Origin of the sequence: Sphingomonas sp. LR59 (assembly GCF_036855945.1) — a bacterium.
In the GTDB taxonomy this organism is placed as follows: domain Bacteria; phylum Pseudomonadota; class Alphaproteobacteria; order Sphingomonadales; family Sphingomonadaceae; genus Sphingomonas.
In genome coordinates, this window is the sequence record NZ_JASPFL010000001.1 from 2,945,992 (window position 1) to 2,968,843 (window position 22,852).

The window sequence follows — 22,852 nt, forward strand, 5'->3', positions numbered from 1 at the left end:
CTTATCCTTGATAGATCGGGAAGCGCGCGCACAGGGCTCGCACACGCGTCCGAACGTCCGCCTCGACTTCCGGGTCCCCATGCTCGCCCTTTTTCGCGAGGCCGTCCAGCACGTCGGCGACCATGTTGCCGATCTCGCGGAACTCGGCCGGGCCGAACCCACGCGTCGTACCCGCTGGCGAACCGACGCGGATGCCGCTGGTCTTGACCGGCGGCAGCGGATCGTTGGGGATGCCGTTCTTGTTGCAAGTGATGCCCGCACGCTCCAGCGCCTCGTCCGCATCGCGCCCGGTGATGCCGAGCGGGGTGAGGTCGATCAGCGCCAGATGCGTGTCGGTCCCGCCCGAGACGACGTCCGAGCCGCGCTCCTTGAGCGTCGCCGCCAGAACCTTGGCGTTCTCAACGACCGCGGCGATGTAGCTCTTAAAATCGGGCTGGAGCGCCTCGCCGAACGCGACCGCCTTTGCCGCGATCACGTGCATCAGCGGTCCGCCCTGAAGTCCTGGGAACACCGCCGAATTGATCTTCTTCGCGATCGCCTCGTCGTTGGTCATGATCATGCCGCCGCGCGGGCCCCGCAGAGTCTTGTGCGTAGTGGTCGTCACGACATGCGCATGACCGAACGGCGTCGGGTGCAGCCCGGCCGCGACGATGCCGGCGAAATGCGCCATGTCGACCATGAAATACGCGCCGACCTTGTCCGCGATCGCGCGGAAGCGCGCGAAGTCGATCGTCCGCGGATAGGCCGAACCACCCGCGATGATCAGCTTGGGCTGATGCTCGACCGCCAGCGCCTCGACCTGATCGTAGTCGATCAGGTGCGTGGTCGCGTCGACACCGTATTGAATGGCGTTGAACCACTTGCCCGACATCGCCGGCTTGGCGCCATGCGTCAGGTGACCGCCCGCATCGAGGCTCATGCCGAGGATCGTGTCGCCCGGCTTCACCAGCGCCAGCATCACCGCGCCGTTCGCCTGCGCGCCGGAATGCGGCTGAACGTTGACGAACCCGCAGCCGAAGATCTGCTTGGCGCGCTCGATCGCGAGCGTCTCGACCACGTCGGACGGCGCGCAGCCCTGGTAGTAACGCTTGCCCGGATAGCCCTCGGCGTATTTGTTCGTGAACACCGAGCCCTGCGCCTCGAGCACCGCCTTCGAGACGATGTTCTCCGACGCGATTAGCTCGATCTGCGTCTGCTCGCGCTCGAGTTCGGCAGCGACGCCCGCGAACACGGCGGCGTCGGCATCGGCCAATCCGCGCGTGAAAAAGCCGTCAGGCTGGACGTCGTGGAGTTCGCGGGGCTGAGTGCTCATGCGGGGACCTTTGTGGAAAGTTTGTCGACACGGAGTTGATGACGGCCGCCGGCGAATTCGGCGGATAGGAAAGCTTCGACGCACGCCTTGGCCATTTCCTCGCCGATCAGGCGGGCGCCCATCGCGATGGCATTGGCGTCGTTGTGCACGCGCGCAAGGCTCGCCGACAGTGGTTCGGACACGAGCGCGCAGCGGCAGGCGGGATTGCGATTGGCGGCGATCGAGATGCCGATACCCGAGCCGCACAGAGCGATACCGCGGTCGGCGCTACCGTCGGCGATCGCTGTGGCAAGCTTGAACCCATAATCGGGATAATCGACGCTGGCGGTACCCTCAGGACCGAGATCGAGCACGTCATGCCCCGCCTCGCGCAGCCAAGCGGCGAGCACCGCTTTCAACGAAACGGCGGCGTGATCGGACGCGATGGCGATGCGCACCTGGCGTATTCCTGTGACGGGGGATCGGGTGCCCAGCCCCATACCGACCCGAGCGCGGATTTGCCACACCTGTTCGCGGGTCGTCATGGACGACGGCATCCCATTTCACGCCGTCATCCTGACAAAAGTCAGGACCCAGGGTTACAAAGCGCAGTTCTACGTTACTCTGGGTCCTGACTTTCGTCAGGATGACGGAGCACAATGCTGGCTCGCTCGCCTGCGCCATAGGAGACGTCCATGAAAGCCCTCACCCTCCTAACCGCCGCCGCGCTGACCGCCTGCTCAGGCCCTGCCCCCGATACCAGCAGCGACGGTAACATGACCTCCGCCGGATCGGTCGAGCGCAAGGTCGCTGCCCCAAAGCCCAAAGCACCCGACTACACCGGCCGCTGGATCGGCGTCGAAGGCATGGTTCTCGACGTCGCGCCGACCGCCACCCCCGGCCACTACGCGCTGACGATGCAGTGGGACCTCGACAACAAGGGCAATTACGACGGCACCGCGACCGGCGACACGATAGCGTTCGATCGCAAAGGCATCCGCGAAACGCTGCGCCCGACCAACGGCGACGCGACCGGGCTGAAATATCTCTTCGGCAAAACCGACTGCCTCACCGTCAAGCCGGGCGAAGGCTATTGCCGCGACGGACTTAGCCGCTAGGTTCCGGATCGTGACAATGGCCTTTTCAAATGCGGACGCGGCGCGCGCGCATCTCTCCGAGGTGCTCTTGCGCACCGGGCAAGAGGACCGCGAAGCGTTTCGCGAACTCTATTCGCTGACCAGCGCGAAGCTTTTCGGCATCACCCATCGTATCTGCGGCAACGCCCAAGCCGCGGAGGATGTGCTGCACGAGGTCTATCTCACGATCTGGAAACGCGCCGGTGCCTGGGAACCCGGCCGCGCGAGCCCGATAACCTGGTTGGCGACGATCGCACGCAACCGCGCCATCGACTGGCAGCGCGCGCAAGGCGTCCGCCGCACGAGCCCGCTCGACGACGCGCCCGACATCGCCGATCCCGGCGAGGGTGCCGAAGCGGGGATGCTAGCGAGCGAGATCGTCGCGCGAACTGATCGAGTGCCTGAACGGCCTCGAACCGCAGCAGCGCGACGCGATCCGCACCGCGTTCTTTGACGGCGTCACCTATGCCGAACTGGCGATCAAGCGTGCGGTCCCGCTCGGCACGATGAAGAGCTGGGTCCGCCGCGGCCTCGCCCGCCTGAAGGATTGCCTCGATGGTTGATCCGACCACTGATACCGGTGTGCCTGAGGATGTGGCGGCCGCCGAGCTCGCGCTAGGCCTGCTCGAAGGCGAGGAGCGCGGAGCAGCGCTGCGCCGCGTGCTCGCCGAACCCGGTTTTGCCGCGCAGGTCGAATGGTGGCGATCACGCCTGGCGGTCCTGTTCGACCTTTGGCCCGAACACGCCGCGCCGCCGCATCTCGCAGCCCGGGTCGAAGCCAGTCTCGATGGCACGCCAGCCCGTGCGCAAACGAGCCGCTTCGCTTGGCCGGCGCTCGCCGCCGTCACCAGCGCGATCGCCGCATCGCTGTTGCTGTTCGTCATGGTCCGCCCAGAGCCGACCGTGCCCGTCTCGCAGCCGATCGTCGTGCGGCCGACCAGCGTGCTCGTCGCGATGCTCGGCGATGCGAAGTCGCCGGTTGCAGCAGTGTACGATCCTGCGAACGGCGCGCTCCGCGTCGCGGCCGGCCCCGGCGTTCCGGACGCGCGCGTCGCGCAGCTCTGGGTGATCGGCGGCGACGGCGTGCCGCATTCGCTCGGCCTGCTCTCGGGACGTCCGACCTCGCTCGCGCCCAAGGGCGTCAATCGCGGTCGCATAACCCCCGGCGCGACGCTGGCGATCTCGGTCGAGCCGCTCGGCGGGTCGCCGACCGGCCTGCCGACCGGCCCGGTCGTCGCTACCGGCGTGGTCGCGCGCGTCTGATGCCCGTTTGATGACGACGCGACCCGCCGCGCCCGGCGGCATCCCGCCGATCGCGCGCGTGCTTGGGCTGAGCGGCCTCCTCCCGCAACTCGCGACGGTCGCGCTGCTGCTGAGCGGCGATCCGCAAAGCCGATTCTCCGCGCTGGCGATCGCCTACGCTTACGCCGCAATCATCCTGAGCTTCCTCGGCGGTCTCTGGTGGGGTCTGGCCGCGCGCACCGATTCGCCACCGCGCTGGCTCTGGTTCGCCAGCGTTGCCCCCTCGCTGATCGCACTGGCTACCGCCTGGCCCTGGATGGTCGGCCTGCGCTGGCCGGGCCCCTCGCTGGTCGTGCTTGGCATCAGCCTGATTGCCGCGCTGCTCGTCGACCGCGCGCTGGTTCGCGCCGGCATCGCCCCATCGGGCTGGATGGCGTTGCGCGTACCACTGTCGCTTGGCCTTGGCGTCCTGACGTTACTGGCGGCTATACTGTGACTCGGCTGCGGGGAAATGCTATACTAACACCATGAGCGTTGCCGAACACATCACTCAATTGGCCTCCGGGCCCGCGCGTTTTACCACCGCCGAGTTCATGGAACTCGTCCGTCATCCGCCGATAGCCGACTGGCTGGGCAAGGTCGAACTGGTCAACGGGGAGATTATGCGGATGTCGCCGGCAAACGTACCGCACTGGAACGCGCAGCGGATCGCTTTCCTGCGCTTGCAGTCCGCCTTCGCCGCGCTCGGCACCGAATGGATCGTCGGACAGGGACCGACCGTCCGCCTGACCGCCGATACGCTGCGCGAACCGGATGTGGCGGTGCTTCGCGACCCGGATCTATGCGCGACATTATTCGACCGCGTTGCGTTGTTTCTCGCTGTCGAGATCGCCGATACGAGCCTCGCGCTCGATCTCGGCGCCAAGCGGAGCGATTATGCCGAGGCGTTCGTGCCGCATTATTGGGTGGTCGATATCAACGCGCGCCGGACGCACGTGATGGCCAAGCCCCGCGCTGGTGATTACGAGGACAAACGGCTGATCCCGTTCGGCCACCCTATCGCGATCCCCGAACTCAATCTCGACATCGTCGTCGACTGACCTCAAGCCGCCTTGCGCAAGTCCAAGCGGCTCCAGATCTCCACCAGCGCGTCGGTCAGTTCGCGCATCATCGCCTCGGTATGCGCAGGCCCCGGCGTGAACCGCAGCCGCTCGGTACCGCGCGGCACGGTCGGATAGTTGATCGGCTGCACGTACACGCCGTATTCGGCGAGCAGCACGTCGCTGATCTTCTTCGCCTTGACCGGATCCCCGACCATCAGCGGCACGATATGCGTATCGCCGATCATCACCGGCAACCCGGCGTCCTTCAGCATCGCCTTCAGCATCGCGGCAGATGCCTGCTGCCCCTCGCGCTCGACGCTCGAGCTTTTCAGATGCCGCACGCTCGCGAGCACGCCAGCGACCAGCACCGGCGACAGCGACGTCGTGAAGATGAACCCCGGCGCGTAGCTTCGGATCACGTCGACGATCGTGCGATCGGCGGCGATATAGCCTCCCATCACGCCAAATGCCTTGCCGAGCGTCCCCTCGAGGATCGTGATCCGGTGCGCGACCTCGTCCCGCTCCGAGATGCCGCCGCCGCGTGCGCCGTACATCCCAACCGCATGGACTTCGTCGCAATAGGTCAGCGCGTTGTACCGGTCGGCGAGGTCGCACACCGCGGAGATCGGCGCGATGTCGCCCTCCATCGAATACACGCTCTCGAACGCGATCAGTTTCGGCACAGCAGGGTCTTCCGCCGCCAGCAACTCTTCGAGATGCGCGAGGTCGTTGTGGCGGAACACGCGCTTCTCACATCCCGAGTTGCGGATCCCCGCGATCATCGACGCGTGGTTAAGCTCGTCGGAAAAGACGATGCAGCCCGGCAAGACCTTCGCCAGTGTCGCCAGCGTAGCCTCGTTCGAGACGTACCCGCTGGTAAACAGCAGCGCAGCCTCCTTGCCGTGCAGGTCGGCGAGTTCGCCCTCCAGGTCGACGTGATAATGCGTGTTGCCGCCGATGTTGCGCGTGCCGCCCGAGCCCGCGCCGACGTCGTGCAGCGCCTCTTCCATCGCCGCGATCACCTTCGGGTGCTGGCCCATCGCAAGGTAATCGTTCGAGCACCACACCGTGATCGGCTTGGGCCCGTTATGCCCGGCGAAACAGCGCGCGTTCGGGAAAGCGCCCTTGTTGCGGAGGATGTCGATGAACACGCGGTAGCGCCCTTCGGCATGCAACCGGTCGATCGCCTGCGTAAACACGCGCGAATAATCGACTCGCGGACCCGAGATGGACTCCGTTGCCGTGATGCCGTTGGTAATCATAGGCTTGGGCACTACGCCTCGCTTTCACTCGTTTCCAGCGCAATACCGCTCTTACGGTGATCGCTTTCCTCATCCGGGGTGCACATTGCCACGATGCGCCCGCGAAGCAAGGTGCCACATTGTCCCAGGTTAACGCCTAAAGCTGCTCGATCCGCGCAAATCCTCGCGCCGCTAGGGCAGGTGCCAGCGCCCGCTCCTCGTCACCCAACCGGGTAAAGACGGCGATGCCCTCGCCCGCGCCCGACCATGATTCGCCCTGCATCAGGTGAACGATCCGCCGCGCGATCCCGGGACCACCGTCGACGAACCGCACACCGGGTGCCGCCATGGCCAGCTCCGCCTCGACCAGCGGGAAATGCGTGCAGGCGTTGACGATCACGTCGATTCGCTCCCCGCCGGGTTGCGAGAACAGCCCGTCGAGCACCGCCGCATAGCGGTCAGGCGCCACCGCTCGCCCGTGCAACTTGGCCTCCGCCATCTCGACCAAAGCCGCCGACCCGTAGCGGAGCACCGTGCAATCGCCCGCAAACCTCGCAGCCAGATCATCGACATACGCCTGCCTCACGGTCGCCTCGGTCCCCAGCACGCCGATCGTCCGCGTAACCGACAGCGCGGCAGCGGGCTTGATCGCCGGTACCGTCCCGACCACCGGCAGGTCGAGCGCCGCGCGCACTACCGGCAGCGCGATCGTCGAGGCGGTGTTGCACGCGATCACGATCAACCGCGGCCGATACCGCTCCGCCAACCGCCCCAGCAACACCGGCACGCGGGCGGCGATCTCCGCCTCGCTCTTCGTGCCGTAGGGAAACCCGGCCGAGTCGGCGGCGTAGACGAACGGCGCATCGGGGAGCGCCCCGCGCGCGGGCCCGACGATCGACAACCCGCCGACACCGGAATCGAAGAACAGGATGGGGCGCGTGTCCATCCATGCGCCTTAGGACGGAACGCCTTAGGCAAACCAGAGCCTTCCCCCGCCATCCTGACGAAAGTCAGGACCCAGGGTTACAAGCGTTGTCCTCCATGGCTCTGGGTCCTGACTTTCGTCAGGATGACGGGAGGTGCTGTGAGGTCGGCACCCACTCGACGCCATTTGCCGTCAGCCCCGCGTCGTTTATAAGCGCCCTCGGAACGGGGGACATACTTGCAGACGGAAATTCTCTGGGTCGCGCCCACGCTATCACTCGTGCTCAGCTACCTGCTCGGCTCGATCCCGTTCGGCGTCATCCTGACGCGGCTCGGCGGCGCAGGTGATCTGCGGACGATCGGCTCGGGCAACATCGGCGCGACCAACGTCCTTCGCACCGGACGCAAGGGCCTCGCCGCTGCCACGCTGCTGCTCGACATGGCCAAGGGCGCGGTCGCCGTGCTGCTGGTCGCACACCTGTTCCCCGGCAACGCACTCTTGGCAGCGGCCGGCGCATTTATCGGCCACTGCTACCCGGTCTGGCTGAAGTTCAAGGGCGGCAAGGGCGTCGCGACGCTCATGGGTATCGTCGTCGCGCTCCACTGGCCGCTCGGACTGGTCTATGCGGTCGTCTGGCTCGGCCTGCTCGCAGGCCTGCGAGATCTCCTCGGTCGCCGGCATGGCGGCCGCGCTCAGCGCGCCGTTCGCCGCCGCGCTGTTCGGTCGCTTCGACCTCGTCCTGCTGCTCCTCGCGCTCGCGCTGATCGTGCTGTGGAAGCACCGCGAAAACATCGAACGCCTGTTCTCCGGCACCGAACCGCGCATCGGGTCCAGCCGGAAAAGAGTGACTGACCCGACGGTCTCAAGACTTCGGCTCATCCGCACGACCGGGATCGGACCGGTTACCTATCGCCAGCTCATTGCCCGCTTCGGCAGCGCCGACGCCGCCATCGAAGCGCTCCCCATGCTCGCCCAGCGCGGTGGCGGACGCGCGCCGAAAATCGCAGACGCTGCGCTCGCCGAACGCGAAATGACCGCCACCGCCAAGCTCGGCGCGCGCTACCTTTTCCTTGACGACCCCGACTATCCCCGCCTGCTCGCCGAGATCGAGACGGCCCCGCCGGCCCTCATCTTCCGCGGCGACATCGCCCACGCCAGCCGCCCCTGCATCGCAATGGTCGGCGCACGCAACGCCTCCGCCGCCGCCTGCCGCTTCGCCCGCCAGCTCGCGCTGCAACTCGCAGAGGAAGGCACCACCGTGGTCTCCGGCCTCGCCCGCGGCATAGACACCGCCGCGCACATCGGCGCGCTAGGCGGAGGCTCCAGCGGTGCCACGATCGGCGTGATCGCCAGCGGTATCGACATCGCCTACCCGTCCGACAACACCGCGTTGCAGGAGCGCATCGCCACCGAAGGCCTGCTGCTTGCCGAACAGCCCCCCGGCACCGAGCCCAAGGCGCGCAATTTCCCCTCGCGCAACCGCATCATCGCCGGCCTCGCGATTGGCACGGTGGTGGTCGAGGCGGTCCCCAAATCCGGCTCGCTGATCACCGCGAGGCTCGCCAACGAATCCGGCCGCGAAGTCATGGCCGTCCCCGGCAGCCCGCTCGATCCCCGCGCGCAGGGCTGCAACCTGCTCATTCGCGAAGGCGCCACGCTGGTGCAATCGGCGGCCGATATCCTCGAGCAGATCCGCCCGTTCGACCCGCGCTCGGTCCGCTCGCCGATCGACGCCTATGCAAGCTCCCCGCCGAAGACGCGAGCGACACCGACCGCCGCAGGATCACCGACCTGCTCGGCCCCGTCCCCGTCGCGATCGACGAACTCATCCGCCAGTCGCGCCTAAGCCCCGCAGTCGTCCACACGGTGCTATTGGAACTCGAACTTGCCGGCCGCCTCGACCGCCACGCCGGCGGCCGCGCCAGCCTGACCTGATCGCTAAGACTGATCCTCCCCCGCCAGGTGGAGGTGGCTGGCGCTTGCCAGACGGAGGGGGAGGTCAACGACCACGTCAGTTCCGTGTCCTCCCCTCCGTCGCTTCGCGCCACCTCCCCTAGCGGGGGAGGATCGCATAGTCTCCGATCACTCCGCCGGCAGATAGATCTCGCTGCCTTTTGCGCGGAATTTCTCGCTCATGTCGGCCATGCCCTTCTCCGCGTCGCTGCCGGTCGCGAAGATCGCCCGCTCGGCATCCCCCGCATCGACGTCCGCCGCGAGGAACGTATCCGCCGGCGCGTTCTGCTTGGCGGCAAAGTCGCGGACCTCCTGCGTGATCTTCATCGAGCAGAATTTCGGCCCGCACATCGAGCAGAAATGCGCTGTCTTGGCGCCTTCCGCCGGCAACGTCTGGTCGTGATACGACTCCGCCGTGTCAGGATCGAGCGACAGGTTGAACTGATCGCGCCAGCGAAACTCGAAGCGCGCACGTGACAGCGCATCGTCGCGCATCTGCGCCGCCGGATGCCCCTTCGCCAGATCCGCCGCGTGGGCGGCCAGCTTGTACGTGACCACGCCGACCTTCACGTCGTCGCGATCCGGCAAGCCCAGATGCTCCTTCGGCGTGACGTAGCAGAGCATCGCGGTGCCGTACCAGCCGATCATCGCGGCGCCGATGCCGCTGGTGATGTGGTCGTAGCCGGGGGCTATGTCCGTGGTGAGCGGCCCTAGCGTGTAGAACGGCGCTTCGCCGCAGACTTCGAGTTGCTTGTCCATGTTCTCCTTGATCTTGTGCATCGGCACGTGGCCGGGGCCTTCGATCATGACCTGGACGTCGCTCTGCCATGCTCGATGCGTAAGTTCGCCTAGCGTGTAGAGTTCACTGAACTGCGCTTCGTCGTTGGCGTCGGCGATGCTGCCGGGGCGCAGGCCGTCGCCGAGGCTGTAGGCGATGTCGTACGCCTTCATGATCTCGGTGATCTCGTCGAAGCGCTCGTAGAGGAAGCTCTCCTTGTGGTGGCTGAGGCACCATTTCGCCATGATCGAGCCGCCGCGCGAGACGATGCCGGTGACGCGTTTCGCGGTCATCGGGATGTAGGCGAGGCGCACGCCGGCGTGGATCGTGAAGTAATCGACGCCCTGTTCGGCCTGCTCGATGAGCGTGTCGCGGAAGATCTCCCAGGTGAGGTCCTCGGCGACGCCGCCGACCTTTTCGAGCGCCTGGTAGATCGGGACGGTGCCGATCGGGACGGGCGAGTTGCGGAGTATCCATTCGCGAATGTCGTGGATGTTGCGGCCGGTGCTGAGGTCCATCACCGTGTCGGCGCCCCAGCGGATCGACCAGACGAGCTTGTCGACTTCGGCGGCGACGTTGCTGGCGACCGCGGAGTTGCCGATGTTGGCGTTGATCTTGACGAGGAAGTTGCGGCCGATCGCCATCGGTTCGGATTCGGGATGGTTGATGTTGTTGGGGATGATCGCGCGGCCGCGGGCGATCTCGTCGCGGACGAAGTCGGGGGTTACGAAGTCGGGGATCTGCGCGCCGAAGCTTTCGCCGTCTCGCTTGTAGTCCTTCAGCATCGCGCGGCCGAGGTTCTCGCGGGTGGCGACGTATTCCATTTCGGGGGTGATGATGCCGCGGCGGGCGTAGTGCATCTGGCTGACGTTCTGGCCTGCCTTCGCACGCAAGGGCCGCTTGATGCTGCCGGGGAATTGGGGGACGCCGCCTGAGCGGTCTGGGCCGAGTTGGCCATTGTCTTCGGGGCGGAGTTCTCGGGCTTCGTAGGATTCCACGTCGCCTCTAGCTTCGATCCAGGCGCGGCGGAGTTGGGGGAGGCCGGCGTTGATGTCGATCGTCGCGCGTGGGTCGGTGTAGGGGCCGCTGGTGTCGTAGACGCGCAAGGGCGGCTCGCTGCACGACGGGTCGAGGACGATCTCGCGCATGGCGACGCGGACGTCTGGGCTGGAGGGGACCGCGACGTGGATCTTCCGCGAGCCTCGGATCGGGCCGGTGGTGACGCCGATGTCTGCTGTCGGGGTGCCTGCTTCGTAATCAGCCATGCGCTTGCTCCTAAGGGTATCGGAGCAAGGATTGCGGTTCTGTGGCGACCGCTCCCTCCCTCCGCCGGTATCAACCGGATCAGGTTCAGCGGGTCGAAGGCTCCTGCCTTCCTCTCAAGCGCGGATAAGCGCTCCCCGGGGTGGGGCGAGCATAGGGCGATGTGGTTGGGGTGCAATGGGGAAATTGGTGGCTTGGGGTGTGCGGGGGACGTGCGCCTGGGATTCGGTTGGGCATCCTGCCGATCGAAAGTTCACCACCCCGGCGGAGGCCGGGGCCCAGGTGGGGGACGGCGCTAACGACGCGATGTGCTCCATTATAGCCACCTTTCCAACTGGGCCCCGGCCTTCGCCGGGGTGGTGTTTGTTGTTGGGGTGGGGGTCCCTTAACGAGAAAAGGCCGCTGCCCTGGTTGGGGCAACGGCCTTTCATCTAACTCCGCGCGCCGTCAGTCGTAGCTAAGCTACGCCTTGTGGCGTGCTTTGCTGCGCTGGCCGGGCTTGGGCGAGTCTTGCGCCGGGTCGGCGCAAGCCGCCCTGCGCCTTAGAACCGGAAGCTCACCGTCCCACGCAGCGAGTGCCAGCGGAAATTCTCGTCGCTGCGGCGGAAGGTGGTGCCCGCGGTGTTGGGGGCGAGCACGAACGGGTTGTTCGCGAGCAGAACCGGGCTGCCGGTGATCGCGCTGCCAGCCGTGACGAGGACGCGGGCGTCGTCGTCCTTGTACTGGTGGTAGGTGTATTCCATGCCGATCGAGATGTTCTTGGTCAGCTTCTGCTCGATGCCGCCGCCGCCGACATAACCCCAGCGCTTGTCCGAGCCGGTGGCTGCGAACGCGTTGGCGGTGTTGGTGGTGAAGAACAGATTGTCGATCTTGGCATAGCCGGCGCCGCCGGTGGCGTAGAACAGCGTGTTGCGCGCGGCGAGACCGGCGCGGAGGCGCGCCGACCCTTCCCACTTCAGCTTGCGCGCCATCGTGTAGCTGGCGGGCGTGGTCGAAAAGGCGGCGACGCTGTCGGTGATCTCGGACTTGCCGAATTCGCCGACGATGCCGACCACGAACGGACCGCGCTGCACGTCGAAGCCTGCGCGGCCGTAATACGACCAGCCGTCATCGTCGTTGCGGCAACCATAGGCGGGCACCGCGGTGCGGGCCGAGCCGTTGCAGAAGCCCGGCGAGAAGGCGTTGGCGCCGGTGATGGTGTTGACGCTGTCGCTGAAATTGCCGTCGTTGTTGCGATCGAACAGGATCGACGAGCCGATGTCGTTGCCCTGGACGTCATAGCCGCCGGCGGCGCCGATATAGACGCCCGAGAACGGCTTGCTGTCGCGGTCGGTGGTCATGTCCTGCGCGGCGGCCGGAACGGCAAAAATGCCCGCGGCGGCGAGGCCGGCGAGCATGGTGAGCTTCGTGAAGTTGGTCATGGTCGTTCCCCAAACGAGGGGCCGCGACGCTCCCGATGAGCGCCGCGACCCGGATTTTCCTGTTTCAGTTCGTGACGACGATCACGCGTTGGCGCCGCTCGTGCGCAGCGAATCGAGGCGGTTGTTGGTCCCGTTGGGGAAGAAGCCGCCACCGATCTTCGCAGTGGGCGTCAGGTAGACGATGTTGTGCACCTGAGCGACCGAGCGGCTGTAGGCGAGGCCGTTGGCGTCGGTCGGCACGATGTTCGAGATCGTCGGATCCGACCCGGTGATGCCCTGATCGTCGTCGCCGATCACGCCCGTCGTCGTGTTGGTGACGGTGCCGTCGAGGCTGTCGCGCGCGTCGCTGATCTGGTTGGCGGCAGTGATGAGCGACGGAATCGGGTTCGGCGTCTGCAGACCCTTGCGGTACAGGATCGTGCGGATCAGCCCTGCGTGATACGCCTCTGCCGCGAGGATGCCGGCGGCCGCCTCGAGATAGGTCTTGTTGGCGATCAGCGGTGCTGCGCCCTTGTAGGCCGACACGCCGACGTCCTCGAAGATGTACGCGCCGAGCAGGAAGCTGTTGTCGTCGGCATAGGGGTTGAACACGCCCGTTGCGCCAATGACGCCGGCCGCGCGGGCGGCCGCCGTGAACGCGCCCGGTGCGGCGGCCGTGCCGACCGAGATGTCGATCGCAGGCTGGGCAACGGCGGCAGTGCCGAGCGCCGAGCGCAGGAAGGCGACGTGCGCGACTTCGTCGATCGCGATTTCGCGCGCATATTCACGCACCACGGCATCCTGGAACGGGACCTGTGCGCCGCCGGTGACCGCACCCTGCGTACCGATGCCGGTCAGCAGGCTGGCGTTCAGGCCGACGCCGAATGCCGCGAACGCGTAGAACTGCGCTTCGAGATATTCGAGGTTCAGCGCGACGTTGAGCACGTCGGCATCGTTGAGCGCCGCCGCCGGGGTCGGCGTGGGGGTCGGCGCCGGGGCGAGATCGGAATCGTCGTTGCCGCATGCCGAGAGCAGGCTTGCACCACCGATGGCGAGAGCCGAACCGCCGGCGAAGCGGAGGAAGCTGCGGCGCTCGTTGCGACGGCTGGCGATCGCGTCGAATATTTCCAGCTTGGTATTGAAATCGGTCATTGGGTTAATCCCCTGAATAGCGAAGAAGAGCGTTGGGCGAGGCCGATTGAGATCAGGCTGCCGCGGTGCTCGTCTTGATGTTGCCGTTCATGCCGTTCGGGTAGAACCCGCCTGCCGACGCTGCACCGCTGTTGAGATAGACGATGTTGAGCACCTGGCTGGCCGAGCGGCTGTAGGCGACGCCGTTGCTGTCGAGCGGAACGATGTTCGACACGGTCACCGCCGCCTGCGTGGTGGCGAGGTTGATCGGCGTCGCGCTGTACGACGAGATACCCTGGTCGATGTCGTTGGTGCCGAAGATCGTCGTGTTCGCACCACCGCCGTCGAGGCTGTCGCGCGCCTTTGAAATGGCATCTGCGGACGTGCGCAGCGACGGCGTCGCGATGCCCTTGCCGTACAGCGTCGTACGGACGATCGCGGCATGATACGCCTCGACCGCGAGCAGGCCGGCGGCGGCCTCGAGATACGCCTTGCTGGTCAGCAGCGGCGCGGCGCCCTTGTAGGCGGTCACACCGACGTCTTCGAAGATGAACGCGCCGAGCAGGAATGCCTCGTCCGAGGCATAGGGATCGAACGCGGTGCCGGCGGGGACGAGGCCGGCAGCCTGTGCCGCGACCGAGAACGCGCTGGTCGGCGAGACGCTGACGTCGATCACCGGCTGCGCGACGGCGGCGGAGGTGCCGAGTGCGGTGCGGAGGAACTTGACGTGGGCGATCTCGTCCTGGGCGATCTCACGCGCGTACTGGCGCACGATCGGATCGGTGAAGTTGACCTGGCGACCGCCGCGGACGGCACCTTGCGTGCCGATGCCCGAGAGCAGGCTGTTGTCGAGGCCGGTGCCATAGGCGGCGTAGGAATAGAATTGCGCCTCGAGATATTCGAGGTTGAGCGCGAAATTCAGGACGTCCGCGTCGGTGATGGTCTGTGCCGCCGCCGAGCTGGAAAAGGACAATGCGGTCGCACCAGCCGCGGTGACCGCAGCGGCGCCAAGCGCAGTCTTGAAGAATTCACGCCGCTCGCTGCGCCGTTCAACTCGCGCATCGAGGGCTTCGATTAGGTGCACGCTCTCGGTCATATCAGGGTCCTCCCCTTGTAGTTGCAGACGTCGGAGTTATTGAAACAATCGAACAATCCGGACCGATGAGAGTAACACCCTGTCGCCAAGGCCCAACTCGTAACGCGCTCTATTGCGGGCATAATGATGCCGTCCAGCTTGAGGAACGGACGCAAGCGGGAAATGGACGCAGCCTTAACGGCAATGTTGTGAAATAAATTTCAGACGTGGTGGAGCGGCGGCGGGGTGATCTTGCGAGTCGCTCGGGGGGGTGGGTTGCGGGAGCTTCAGAAGCTCCGGCTGGGCAGTTCGCACGCTTGGTTGGTCAGCGTGGCGGAGTGACGCTTGGGGTTGGCGCTTCCGGAAGCCGCTCGGACACGATGTGCTGGAATGTGGACGTTCGAGACCCATCGATCCTCCCCCGCCAGGGGGAGGATCGATGGGTCTCGAAGTTTGCCCAGTATCATTTGGGCCGGCCTCGGATCGGCCAGCCTCGGATCAGCCGGCCTCAGATCAGAAGGTGTAGGTCAGCCCCAGCGCGTAGAGCCACTGGTCCGCGCTGCCCACGTCGGCGACGATCGGGGTATCCTTGTACTTGCCGACCATGCGGCCGTAGAGCACGCCGGCACCGACGCCGAAACCGTGGCGGAGATCGCCCGACAGGCTCTGCACCACGAACAGCGATGCGTTGACGCGGCGGAAGCCACTGTCGTTGACGTCATAAGTCCGCAGGCCGCTGGCGAGCGTACCGATCGGCGTCACCGCCGCATAGGTCCGGCCGAAGCCCTTGCCGGCGTAATCCGCGGCGACGCCGAGCGAGACGAGCGTACGAACCGACAGCGGTGTGGTGTAATTCACCTGCGGCGTGATGACGTAGCTGTCATAGGTGCCCGAGACGTCATGAACATAGGCGACACGCGCGGTGAGCGTATCATAGTCGCTGGTGATGACGCCGGTCCGGGCGACGCCGACATAGCCACCCAGTTCATAGGCGGTATCGATCTTGCCGAGCGCGCGGACCTGACGGTTGTCGATATCGCCGGTGCGGTCGCGGCGGACGCCACCGATCACGCCCAGCTCGAAATTGGTGCCGACCTCACCCGTGTTCGGGATCAGGTTGAAATAGAGCTGCGTGCCGCGGAGGAAGAAGTCATGCCCGCGCACCGTGCCGACGAAGGCGCCGGCGGGGGTGAAGGAATTGCTGTCCGCACCTTCGTAATCGGGCATCGACACCACGCCGAGCGCGACCGTGACGCGGTTATTGTCCTTGGGATCGGTGATCGTCGGCGACGGGTTCGGGTCGGTCTGGGCGAAGGCGGGCGTGGCGATGCCAAGCACCGCGATTGCGGCAGACGTGAAGAAAGAGAATGCGCGCAAGGAAATGCTCCGGACAAAAAGGTTCCAGCGCAAAACGCAGCGCCTTCGTTTTCGGTCCGTTACGATCGGTCAGAAGATGTAACGCATTTTCACCTGTTGCATTTCGGCATCACCGGCAACCATGAACCGGGCCGCCGAAAAGCGCGGCGGACCGAAGCGGACGGCGGCATTGCGCGAGAATCCATAGCCTTCGCGCGGGATCCCCGCGATCGTATCGAGCTTCGCGTTGCTGTTCTCGTCGTGGATGACCGCGAGCGCATAGCCGCGCTGCGGCAGGCCGGGAAAGCTGGTGGTATGGACGCTTGCCGGGATCGACCGGGTCAGCGCATTGGCATCGTCGACGCAGGCGGGGAAATTGTCCGGGTCGGCGGTGAGGCAGATCCGGATCATGCCCTTTGCCGAGCGGAGATTGTCGATCTCGACGTCAAGCCGCGTGACGGGAGCCGCCGCTGCCAGCGTCAGCCATGCCAACGTGCCCGCTACTACGAGCGGCAGCCTTCGCGTGCGCCTTGGTGAAGTCGCCGAGTCCCTTGTCGGTGCCGCAGAGCCGATCCCAAAAGCGGAAATAGAGGCCATAGTTGCACCCGTATTGTTCGTGATGGCGCTGATGATGGCTCGCCGTGATCAGCCAGCCGCCCAGTGCGCCCCGCCACATGAACCGGGGGAAAACCTCCCACCCCATGTGATTGGTTACCCCCATAACGGTCATGATCGTCAGTACCAGACCCAGAGCGCCGACATTGATCGGAATTAGGAACACCAGTAGCGGAATTATCACAGCACCGGTGATTGCCTGATCGGGTGGAACGCCATCGCCGCCCATGCGGTCGGCGGGCGGCTGGCGTGATGCACCGCGTGCGCGAGCTTGAACGGCTTCGGCCGATGCATCCAGCGATGCGTCCAGTAGAACCAGGTGTCGTGCGCGAACAGGAAGGCAAGCACGGAGACCGGCAGATACCAGAGCGGGTAGGCGTGGACGTCGGTGTAGATCTGCGTCCAGCCGCGATCCTGCCAGCCCCAGGCGACGATCCCTGCGGGCACGCCGTATATTGCCGCCGAGGCGATGCTCCACCAGATCTCGCGCCGCATCTGCGCATCGAGACCCGCGATATAGCCCGGGATGACGCGCGCGCGTCGCGGCGGCGAACGCGCCGGAGACGATGAGATACCGAATGCCGACGATCGCGGTCATCGCGATCGCGGAGAGGACGATGGCGAGCCTTATGAGGGCTTATACGGGAATTCGGGGTTTTGGGTAATGGCATAACCGGCTGGGGGCCATTGATCGGAGTCGATATTGCCGGAACGGACCGAGCCACCGAATCGAACCGATACCGATCGGTTTTTAGGGGGCCGTCATAGCGTATCGGCGATGGAACAATAGTGTTCCGAAGCGCGCCATCCGCATACCCCGCTAGCACCGGCCAGCGTAGCGCCGGTTAAAGCCTGGTGATCAAAAGACTTATTCTGGCGCCGAAGTACATGTTAATAAGACTAACTATTTTATTAATTATTAATTGTTTAAAATAGATTCCATTTATTCAGTAGTCACCTTTCCAGTTTACGTAGATATCTAACAACATCGTCCGAATTGAACATAGACCGTACATTTGATTAGAGTTGTAATTGATGCTGATCTATTATCTTCTAACAAGAAGCTTAGGAGATGAAGCATGTCCACGATCAACATCATGATTGCCGTCGACGTCGAAACTGCACAGTCCACTGCGAGCGGAACGACTATAACCCAGGGGTTATATATGATCGATACGACCGGGTATGAGGGTACGGCCGAAGCAGGGAACGAATTGAACACGCCGTGCGACGCGGGCGACGTACCCGTCTGGACGATTTACCCGATCAATCCGAGCGACAATATCGCGATCACCGGGTTCACCGGACAGTGCGTCAACGACGGAATCTTCCAGAATCTCGAACAGCAGAAAACGCCTGCGGGCGTCGGTTACTGGACATGCGTCATCAATGAGGGGACGGCATCTGCAAAATACCAGTACAGCCTGAACATTTCGATGTCGGGCAAGACATATTCCTATGATCCGTTCTTTACGGTTACGGCCAACTAAGCCCGCGGTGTCGTGGCACCCGTTCGAAATGCGTTGTGGCATACGTCGGTCATGACCGATCTGTATGCGGCAAATTCCGAGCGGGTGTCATGGGCGGTAACGGCCAGAGACATTGCTACCCGCCATCCATACTTATAAACGTCGGTTTCCGTCAGTTTACATAGTCTCGAGGCGCACATCGACCCTTCCGACGCATTCGGCGGTTGGGGGCAGGTATGCCGTCAATCCATGACAGGGGTGGTGACGGCGAGGCGCGTCTGGGACCGAGATCCGCAACCGGGATACGTAGAGGACATGCTCGCCTGGTTCGTCCGGGCAAGTTCCTCTGGGGCCGCCTGCATTTCGACATACCCTGCCTACCGCGGGTGCCGAGGCTTGGTACATTGTCCCGGCGGCCCCCTAGCCGTTGCAATAGGCTCTATGCAGTGCGCGGAATCGTGATAGCCTTCGTGTCAGAGCAGGATGACCTGCCTATTCGGAGAGTGATGCATGGCAAACCACAGCGCTGCGCGCGGGGATACCGACCTGGATACGGGCAATAACAAGAAGGGGCTGATCTACGTAATATCAGGCGGCATCCTGGCCCTGGGGCTGGTGTTGATGGCGTTCTACGACCGCGCGGGCGATCCGATGCCGATCGCCTCGGTGCAGAAACCGGTCGTCACTGCGCAGCGCTGATCGCGGGATCCTCTCGGCGCGCGGTGCGGTCGAAGATAAGGATCGGCGCATCGCGGTACGTGCCTTGCGTGCGCAGGCGATAGCCTAGCCGTTCGGCGAGACGGATCGAGGGAGCGTTGGCGGGGTCGATGATGCAGGTCGTCGCGGGGATACGCGCGTCGGTCCAGGCGAGGATCGCGGCGAGCGCTTCGGAGGCGTAGCCCTGACCTTGCGCATCGCCGGTGAGGGTCCAGCCGACTTCGGGAGTCGCGTCGATTGGGGGTTCAATCGCCCGTCGCGCTTCCATCAGGCCGAGTTCGCCGATCAGGCGGCCGGCGGCGTCGCGCGCGACCCAGCTGCCATAACCGAACAGCGTCCATTGGCCGATCGCGCGCAGGAGACGAATCCAGACGTCTTCGCGCGATCGTGGCTGGCCGCCGATCATCGCGAAGACGCGCGGATCGGCCCACATCGCCGCGCAGTCTTCGAGGTCGGTGGCAGCGTGGCCGGTCAGGGTCAGGCGGGCGGTGGTGAGTGTCGGGGCGGATGTGAGTGTGCGCATGGAGGCAGGCTAGCGGCATTGGTGGGTTGAGGGGAACACCCCCTGCCCTCGCCTTTCTCACGGCAAAGGCGCCGCAATCCTTCGATCCTTCCCCGCCGGGGGAGGATCATATGTCAGCCCCCTCACCCGCCCTCCCGACGATGCAGGTTGTTTTCGGCGGTGATTGGTTTGCAAAGGTTGTTTTCGAGCCTCTCGCTTTGCGCTAGTCGGAGGCATGGCATCGACGATCTCCTGCGACGTCGCGATCGTTGGCGCGGGTTTGGCCGGCGGGATGATCGCGCTGGCGCTCAAGGCCAAGCATCCTGCGCTCGACGTACGACTGATCGACTCCGCGCAGGTCGTTGGCGGCAATCACCTGTGGTCGTTCTTCGGCAGCGACGTGGCGCAAGGAGATCGCTGGATCGTCGCCCCGCTCGTGGTGCATGCGTGGCAGGGCTACGACGTGCGCTTTCCAGCGCATGCGCGGACGATCGACGAGACCTATTATTCGATCGAGAGCGAGCGGCTCGACCGCGAGGTCCGCCGGGTGCTCCCTGCGCATGCGCTGATGCTCGGGCGGAAGGTATCGGGCGCGAGCGCGACCGCGGTGGTGCTGGCGGATGGCGACCGGATCGAAGCCACCGGCGTGATCGACGCGCGCGGGCCGGGCGACCTGTCGCTGCTCGACCTGGCGTGGCAGAAGTTCCTTGGGCGCGAACTCGCGTTGAGCGCGCCGCACGAGGCGCCAAAGCCAATGGTGATGGACGCGACCATTCCGCAGATCGACGGGTATCGCTTCGTCTATTGCCTGCCGTTCAGCGCGGACCGGATGTTCGTCGAGGACACCTATTATAGCGACACGCCCGATCTCGATATCCCGGTGCTGGGCGATCGGATTGACGCGTATGTTACGGCGCGCGGCTGGTCGGTCGACAACGTCGTGCGCGAAGAGTCCGGCGTGCTGCCGGTCGCGATGGGCGGCGATTTCGAGGCCTATTGGCGCTCGGGCGGCGCGCATGTCGCCAAAGCTGGCATGCGCGCAGGGATGTTCCACCCGACCACCGGGTATTCGCTGCCCGATGCGGTGCGGACCGCGTCGATGCTGGCGGGGCGCAATGATTTCTCAGGAGCGAAACTCCACGACGCGGCGCATGCGATGGCGCGCGCGACGTGGAAGTCGCGCGGGTTCTACCGGATGCTCGACACGATGTTGTTCCGCGCGGCGGAGCCCGAGGAACGCTACCGCATCCTCGAGCGCTTCTACCGCCTCTCCCCCTCGCTCATCGGCCGTTTCTACGCCGGACGCTCGACCCTTGCCGACAAGGCGCGCGTTCTGACCGGCAAGCCCCCGTCCCCATCGTGCGCGCCGTCCGCGCCATCGCAGGCAGTATGTCATCATGAAGACCGCAATAGTCATCGGCGCAGGGTTTGGCGGGCTGGCGCTCGCGATCCGGCTGCAATCCGCGGGCGTGCAGACGACGATCGTCGAGTCACGCGACAAGCCGGGCGGGCGTGGGTATTTCTGGGAGCGTGACGGGTTCACCTTCGATGCGGGGCCGACCGTGATCACCGATCCGGATTGTTTGCGCGAACTGTGGGCGCTGACCGGGCGCGACATGAGCGAGGACGTGACGCTCGATCCGGTGCTGCCGTTCTACCGGCTTAACTGGCCCGACGGGACGAATTTCGACTATACCAACGACGACACGCTGATGCGGTCGGAGATCGAGCGGCTGCATCCGGGCGACTGGGAAGGCTATCTGAAGTTCCTCGATTACTCCGCCGGGGTGTTTCACGAGGGCTATGAGAAGCTCGGCCATGTCGCGTTTCTCGACTTCGGGTCGATGATCAAGGCGGCGCCTGCGCTGGCGAAATACCAGGCTTGGCGCTCGGTCTATTCGATCGTGTCGAGCTTCGTGAAGTCGGAGAAATTGCGCGAGGCGTTGTCGTTCCATACGCTGCTGGTCGGCGGCAATCCGATGACGACGAGCGCGATCTATGCGCTGATCCACAAGCTGGAGCGCGACGGCGGGGTGTGGTTCGCACGCGGCGGGACCAACCGTCTGGTGGCGGCGCTGGTGACTCAGTTCGAGCGGCTGGGCGGCGTGCTACGGCTCGACGATCCGGTGACGTCGATCGAGACGCTCGGGGATCGCGCGACGGGCGTGACGACGGCGAGCGGCTGGTCGGGTCAGGCGGATGCGGTGGCCGCGAACAGCGACATCATGCACACCTATCGCGACCTGCTGGCGACCTCGCGGAGTGCGAAGCGAAAAACCGGGTCGCTCGAGCGGAAGAAATATTCGCCGTCGCTGTTCGTGGTGCATTTCGGGATCAAGGGCACGTGGCCGGGCATTCCGCACCACATGATCCTGTTCGGGCCGCGCTATAAGGGGCTGCTCGAGGACATTTACGATCACGGCGTGCTGTCGGAAGATTTCTCGCTGTACCTGCATCATCCGACCGTGACCGATCCGTCGCTGGCGCCGGAGGGGCATTCGACATTCTATGCCTTGGCGCCGGTGCCGCATCTCGGAAAGTTCCCGGTCGACTGGGACGAGATCGCGCCGATTCTGGAGAAGCGCATCCTCGACGAGATCGGGCGGCGGTTGATCCCCGATATTCACGAGCGGATCGTGACGAAATTCTCGTACGCGCCGAAGGATTTCGCGCAGGATTTGAATGCGCATCTGGGGAGCGCGTTCTCGCTGGAGCCGGTGTTGACGCAGAGCGCGTATTTCCGGGTGCACAACCGCGACGAGCATATTCCGAACTTGTACTTCGTGGGGGCTGGGACGCATCCGGGGGCTGGGATTCCTGGGGTTGTCGGGAGTGCAAAGGCGACGGCTCGGTTGATGCTGGACGGCGAGAAGTAGGAAATTTGTTCGCGCAGAGGCGCGGAGGCGCGGAGATTGTTGCATCCGGTTTTTCGGTCGGCAGACACAACTATCTGTTCGTCGACGGTGATTGGGCAGTCGCTGCGCGACAAGCGCTACATCTCCGCGCCTCTGCGCCTCTGCGCGAACAAAATCTTCCCTTGCAGCACCGTGCGCGCTTCCCCTAGCGAGGCGGGATGAAGAGACTTGCTGTGTATTGCGGGTCGGCGACGCCGGCTGATCCCACCTATATCGAAGGCGCTCGCGCGCTCGGACGCGCGTTTGCCGCGCGGGGGATTGGCCTGGTTTATGGCGGCGGGCGGACCGGGCTGATGGGTGCGATCGCGGATGGCGCGCTGGAGGGCGGCGGCGAGGTTATCGGGGTTATTCCTCAGGCGCTGGTCGATGCGGAGGTTGCGCATCGGGGGCTGACCGAGTTGCACGTCGTCAGCGGCATGCATCAGCGCAAGCAGATGTTCACGGATCTTTCCGACGGGTTCGTGACGATTCCGGGCGGGACCGGGACGATGGACGAACTGTGGGAAGCGCTGAGCTGGGCGCAGCTTGGCTATCATGCGGATCCGGTGGGATTGCTGAATACCGCTGGGTATTACGACCACCTGATCGCGTTCTGGGAGAAGATGGGCGAGGTTGGGTTTTTGCGGCCGCAACACCGTGATCTGCTGATCGTGGCGGATACGCTGGATGTGCTGCTCGACCGGATGGCGGACCACGTGCCGACGCAGCCGATCGTGCGGATGAACGCGTCGGATTTGTGA

Annotated in this window: 20 protein-coding genes, 4 pseudogenes and 1 riboswitch; of the genes and pseudogenes, 12 read left to right on the plus strand and 12 right to left on the minus strand. The window is 65.0% G+C overall.

Going from position 1 to position 22,852, the window contains the following annotated elements; all coding sequences use genetic code 11:
- Nucleotide 1: 1 nt before the first annotated feature.
- Nucleotides 2–1,312 (minus strand): serine hydroxymethyltransferase, encoded by a 1,311-nt coding sequence (locus tag QP164_RS13690; protein ID WP_333923497.1) that lies wholly within the window; start codon nucleotides 1,310–1,312, stop codon nucleotides 2–4.
- Nucleotides 1,309–1,749 (minus strand): ribose 5-phosphate isomerase B, encoded by a 441-nt coding sequence (gene rpiB, locus QP164_RS13695; protein WP_333923498.1) that lies wholly within the window; start codon nucleotides 1,747–1,749, stop codon nucleotides 1,309–1,311. The genes QP164_RS13690 and rpiB overlap by 4 nt, the downstream gene beginning before the upstream one ends.
- Nucleotides 1,750–1,986: 237 nt before the next feature.
- On the opposite strand from rpiB, the gene QP164_RS13700 reads away from it, so the two are divergent.
- The 5 genes and pseudogenes from QP164_RS13700 to QP164_RS13725 all read left to right on the plus strand — a co-directional run bounded on the left by QP164_RS13700 (nucleotide 1,987) and on the right by QP164_RS13725 (nucleotide 4,769).
- Entirely contained in the window at nucleotides 1,987–2,409 is a 423-nt protein-coding gene (locus tag QP164_RS13700) for a hypothetical protein (RefSeq protein ID WP_333923499.1), read from the plus strand.
- A 16-nt stretch (nucleotides 2,410–2,425) separates the two neighbouring features.
- Nucleotides 2,426–2,990: pseudogene (locus tag QP164_RS13705) on the plus strand (sigma-70 family RNA polymerase sigma factor).
- Nucleotides 2,983–3,690: an anti-sigma factor gene (locus QP164_RS13715; RefSeq protein ID WP_333923501.1), complete on the plus strand. Its 708-nt coding sequence runs from the start codon at nucleotides 2,983–2,985 to the stop codon at nucleotides 3,688–3,690. The pseudogene QP164_RS13705 and the gene QP164_RS13715 overlap by 8 nt, the downstream one beginning before the upstream one ends.
- Before the next feature lie 10 nt (nucleotides 3,691–3,700).
- A complete protein-coding gene (locus QP164_RS13720; RefSeq protein WP_333923502.1) occupies nucleotides 3,701–4,165 on the plus strand; it encodes a DUF3429 domain-containing protein in 465 nt (154 codons plus the stop codon).
- A gap of 97 nt (nucleotides 4,166–4,262) precedes the next feature.
- Entirely contained in the window at nucleotides 4,263–4,769 is a 507-nt protein-coding gene (locus QP164_RS13725; protein ID WP_333923503.1) for a Uma2 family endonuclease, read from the plus strand.
- 2 nt (nucleotides 4,770–4,771) lie between these two features.
- On the opposite strand, the gene hemA is transcribed toward QP164_RS13725, so the two are convergent.
- Nucleotides 4,772–6,034, minus strand: coding sequence for a 5-aminolevulinate synthase (gene hemA / locus QP164_RS13730; RefSeq protein ID WP_333924265.1), 1,263 nt, complete (start codon nucleotides 6,032–6,034; stop codon nucleotides 4,772–4,774).
- Nucleotides 6,035–6,170: 136 nt separating this feature from the next.
- Nucleotides 6,171–6,959, minus strand: coding sequence for a glutamate racemase (gene murI, locus QP164_RS13735; protein WP_333923504.1), 789 nt, complete (start codon nucleotides 6,957–6,959; stop codon nucleotides 6,171–6,173).
- Between the two features lie 216 nt (nucleotides 6,960–7,175).
- On the opposite strand from murI, the pseudogene plsY reads away from it, so the two are divergent.
- Together plsY and dprA are read left to right on the plus strand one after the other, a co-directional pair.
- Nucleotides 7,176–7,776, plus strand: a pseudogene (gene plsY, locus QP164_RS13740) (glycerol-3-phosphate 1-O-acyltransferase PlsY); the annotation flags it as partial.
- Nucleotides 7,777–7,782: 6 nt separating this feature from the next.
- Nucleotides 7,783–8,873 (plus strand): annotated as a pseudogene (dprA, locus tag QP164_RS13745) (DNA-processing protein DprA).
- A 147-nt stretch (nucleotides 8,874–9,020) separates the two neighbouring features.
- Here the strand turns inward: dprA and thiC are convergent.
- The 7 genes and pseudogenes from thiC to QP164_RS13780 form a co-directional block, all read right to left on the minus strand.
- Nucleotides 9,021–10,934, minus strand: a complete 1,914-nt coding sequence (gene thiC, locus QP164_RS13750) for a phosphomethylpyrimidine synthase ThiC (RefSeq protein ID WP_333923505.1) — start codon at nucleotides 10,932–10,934, stop codon at nucleotides 9,021–9,023.
- 39 nt (nucleotides 10,935–10,973) lie between these two features.
- A riboswitch (TPP riboswitch) is annotated at nucleotides 10,974–11,082 on the minus strand.
- Nucleotides 11,083–11,474: 392 nt separating this feature from the next.
- Entirely contained in the window at nucleotides 11,475–12,353 is an 879-nt protein-coding gene (locus QP164_RS13755) for an outer membrane protein (RefSeq protein ID WP_333923506.1), read from the minus strand.
- Between the two features lie 81 nt (nucleotides 12,354–12,434).
- On the minus strand, nucleotides 12,435–13,484 hold the full coding sequence (locus QP164_RS13760) for a ferritin-like domain-containing protein (protein ID WP_333923507.1): 1,050 nt from the start codon (nucleotides 13,482–13,484) through the stop codon (nucleotides 12,435–12,437).
- A gap of 52 nt (nucleotides 13,485–13,536) precedes the next feature.
- On the minus strand, nucleotides 13,537–14,559 hold the full coding sequence (locus tag QP164_RS13765; protein WP_333923508.1) for a ferritin-like domain-containing protein: 1,023 nt from the start codon (nucleotides 14,557–14,559) through the stop codon (nucleotides 13,537–13,539).
- A 492-nt stretch (nucleotides 14,560–15,051) separates the two neighbouring features.
- Nucleotides 15,052–15,915, minus strand: a complete 864-nt coding sequence (locus tag QP164_RS13770; RefSeq protein ID WP_132734682.1) for a MipA/OmpV family protein — start codon at nucleotides 15,913–15,915, stop codon at nucleotides 15,052–15,054.
- Between the two features lie 69 nt (nucleotides 15,916–15,984).
- The gene (locus QP164_RS13775) at nucleotides 15,985–16,386 is read right to left on the minus strand and encodes a DUF2141 domain-containing protein (protein ID WP_333923509.1); all 402 of its coding nucleotides are present in this window, start codon (nucleotides 16,384–16,386) and stop codon (nucleotides 15,985–15,987) included.
- Nucleotides 16,340–17,107, minus strand: a pseudogene (locus QP164_RS13780) (sterol desaturase family protein). Before QP164_RS13780 ends, QP164_RS13775 begins: the two are co-directional and overlap by 47 nt.
- A 481-nt stretch (nucleotides 17,108–17,588) precedes the next feature.
- On the opposite strand from QP164_RS13780, the gene QP164_RS13785 reads away from it, so the two are divergent.
- Nucleotides 17,589–17,999 carry a hypothetical protein gene (locus tag QP164_RS13785; protein ID WP_333923510.1) on the plus strand — a complete coding sequence of 137 codons (411 nt, stop codon included), beginning with the start codon at nucleotides 17,589–17,591 and terminating at the stop codon, nucleotides 17,997–17,999.
- Nucleotides 18,000–18,488: 489 nt separating this feature from the next.
- Nucleotides 18,489–18,677 (plus strand): hypothetical protein, encoded by a 189-nt coding sequence (locus tag QP164_RS13790; RefSeq protein WP_132895730.1) that lies wholly within the window; start codon nucleotides 18,489–18,491, stop codon nucleotides 18,675–18,677.
- Here the strand turns inward: QP164_RS13790 and QP164_RS13795 are convergent.
- Nucleotides 18,661–19,218, minus strand: a complete 558-nt coding sequence (locus QP164_RS13795; protein WP_333923511.1) for a GNAT family N-acetyltransferase — start codon at nucleotides 19,216–19,218, stop codon at nucleotides 18,661–18,663. The two genes, QP164_RS13790 and QP164_RS13795, sit on opposite strands and share 17 nt — an antisense overlap.
- Nucleotides 19,219–19,432: 214 nt before the next feature.
- Between QP164_RS13795 and crtY the strand changes: the two genes are divergently transcribed.
- The 3 genes from crtY to QP164_RS13810 all read left to right on the plus strand — a co-directional run bounded on the left by crtY (nucleotide 19,433) and on the right by QP164_RS13810 (nucleotide 22,852).
- Nucleotides 19,433–20,731: a lycopene beta-cyclase CrtY gene (gene crtY / locus QP164_RS13800; RefSeq protein ID WP_333923512.1), complete on the plus strand. Its 1,299-nt coding sequence runs from the start codon at nucleotides 19,433–19,435 to the stop codon at nucleotides 20,729–20,731.
- Nucleotides 20,646–22,073: a phytoene desaturase gene (locus QP164_RS13805; RefSeq protein ID WP_333924266.1), complete on the plus strand. Its 1,428-nt coding sequence runs from the start codon at nucleotides 20,646–20,648 to the stop codon at nucleotides 22,071–22,073. The genes crtY and QP164_RS13805 overlap by 86 nt, the downstream gene beginning before the upstream one ends.
- 197 nt (nucleotides 22,074–22,270) lie before the next feature.
- Nucleotides 22,271–22,852, plus strand: a complete 582-nt coding sequence (locus tag QP164_RS13810) for a TIGR00730 family Rossman fold protein (protein WP_333923513.1) — start codon at nucleotides 22,271–22,273, stop codon at nucleotides 22,850–22,852.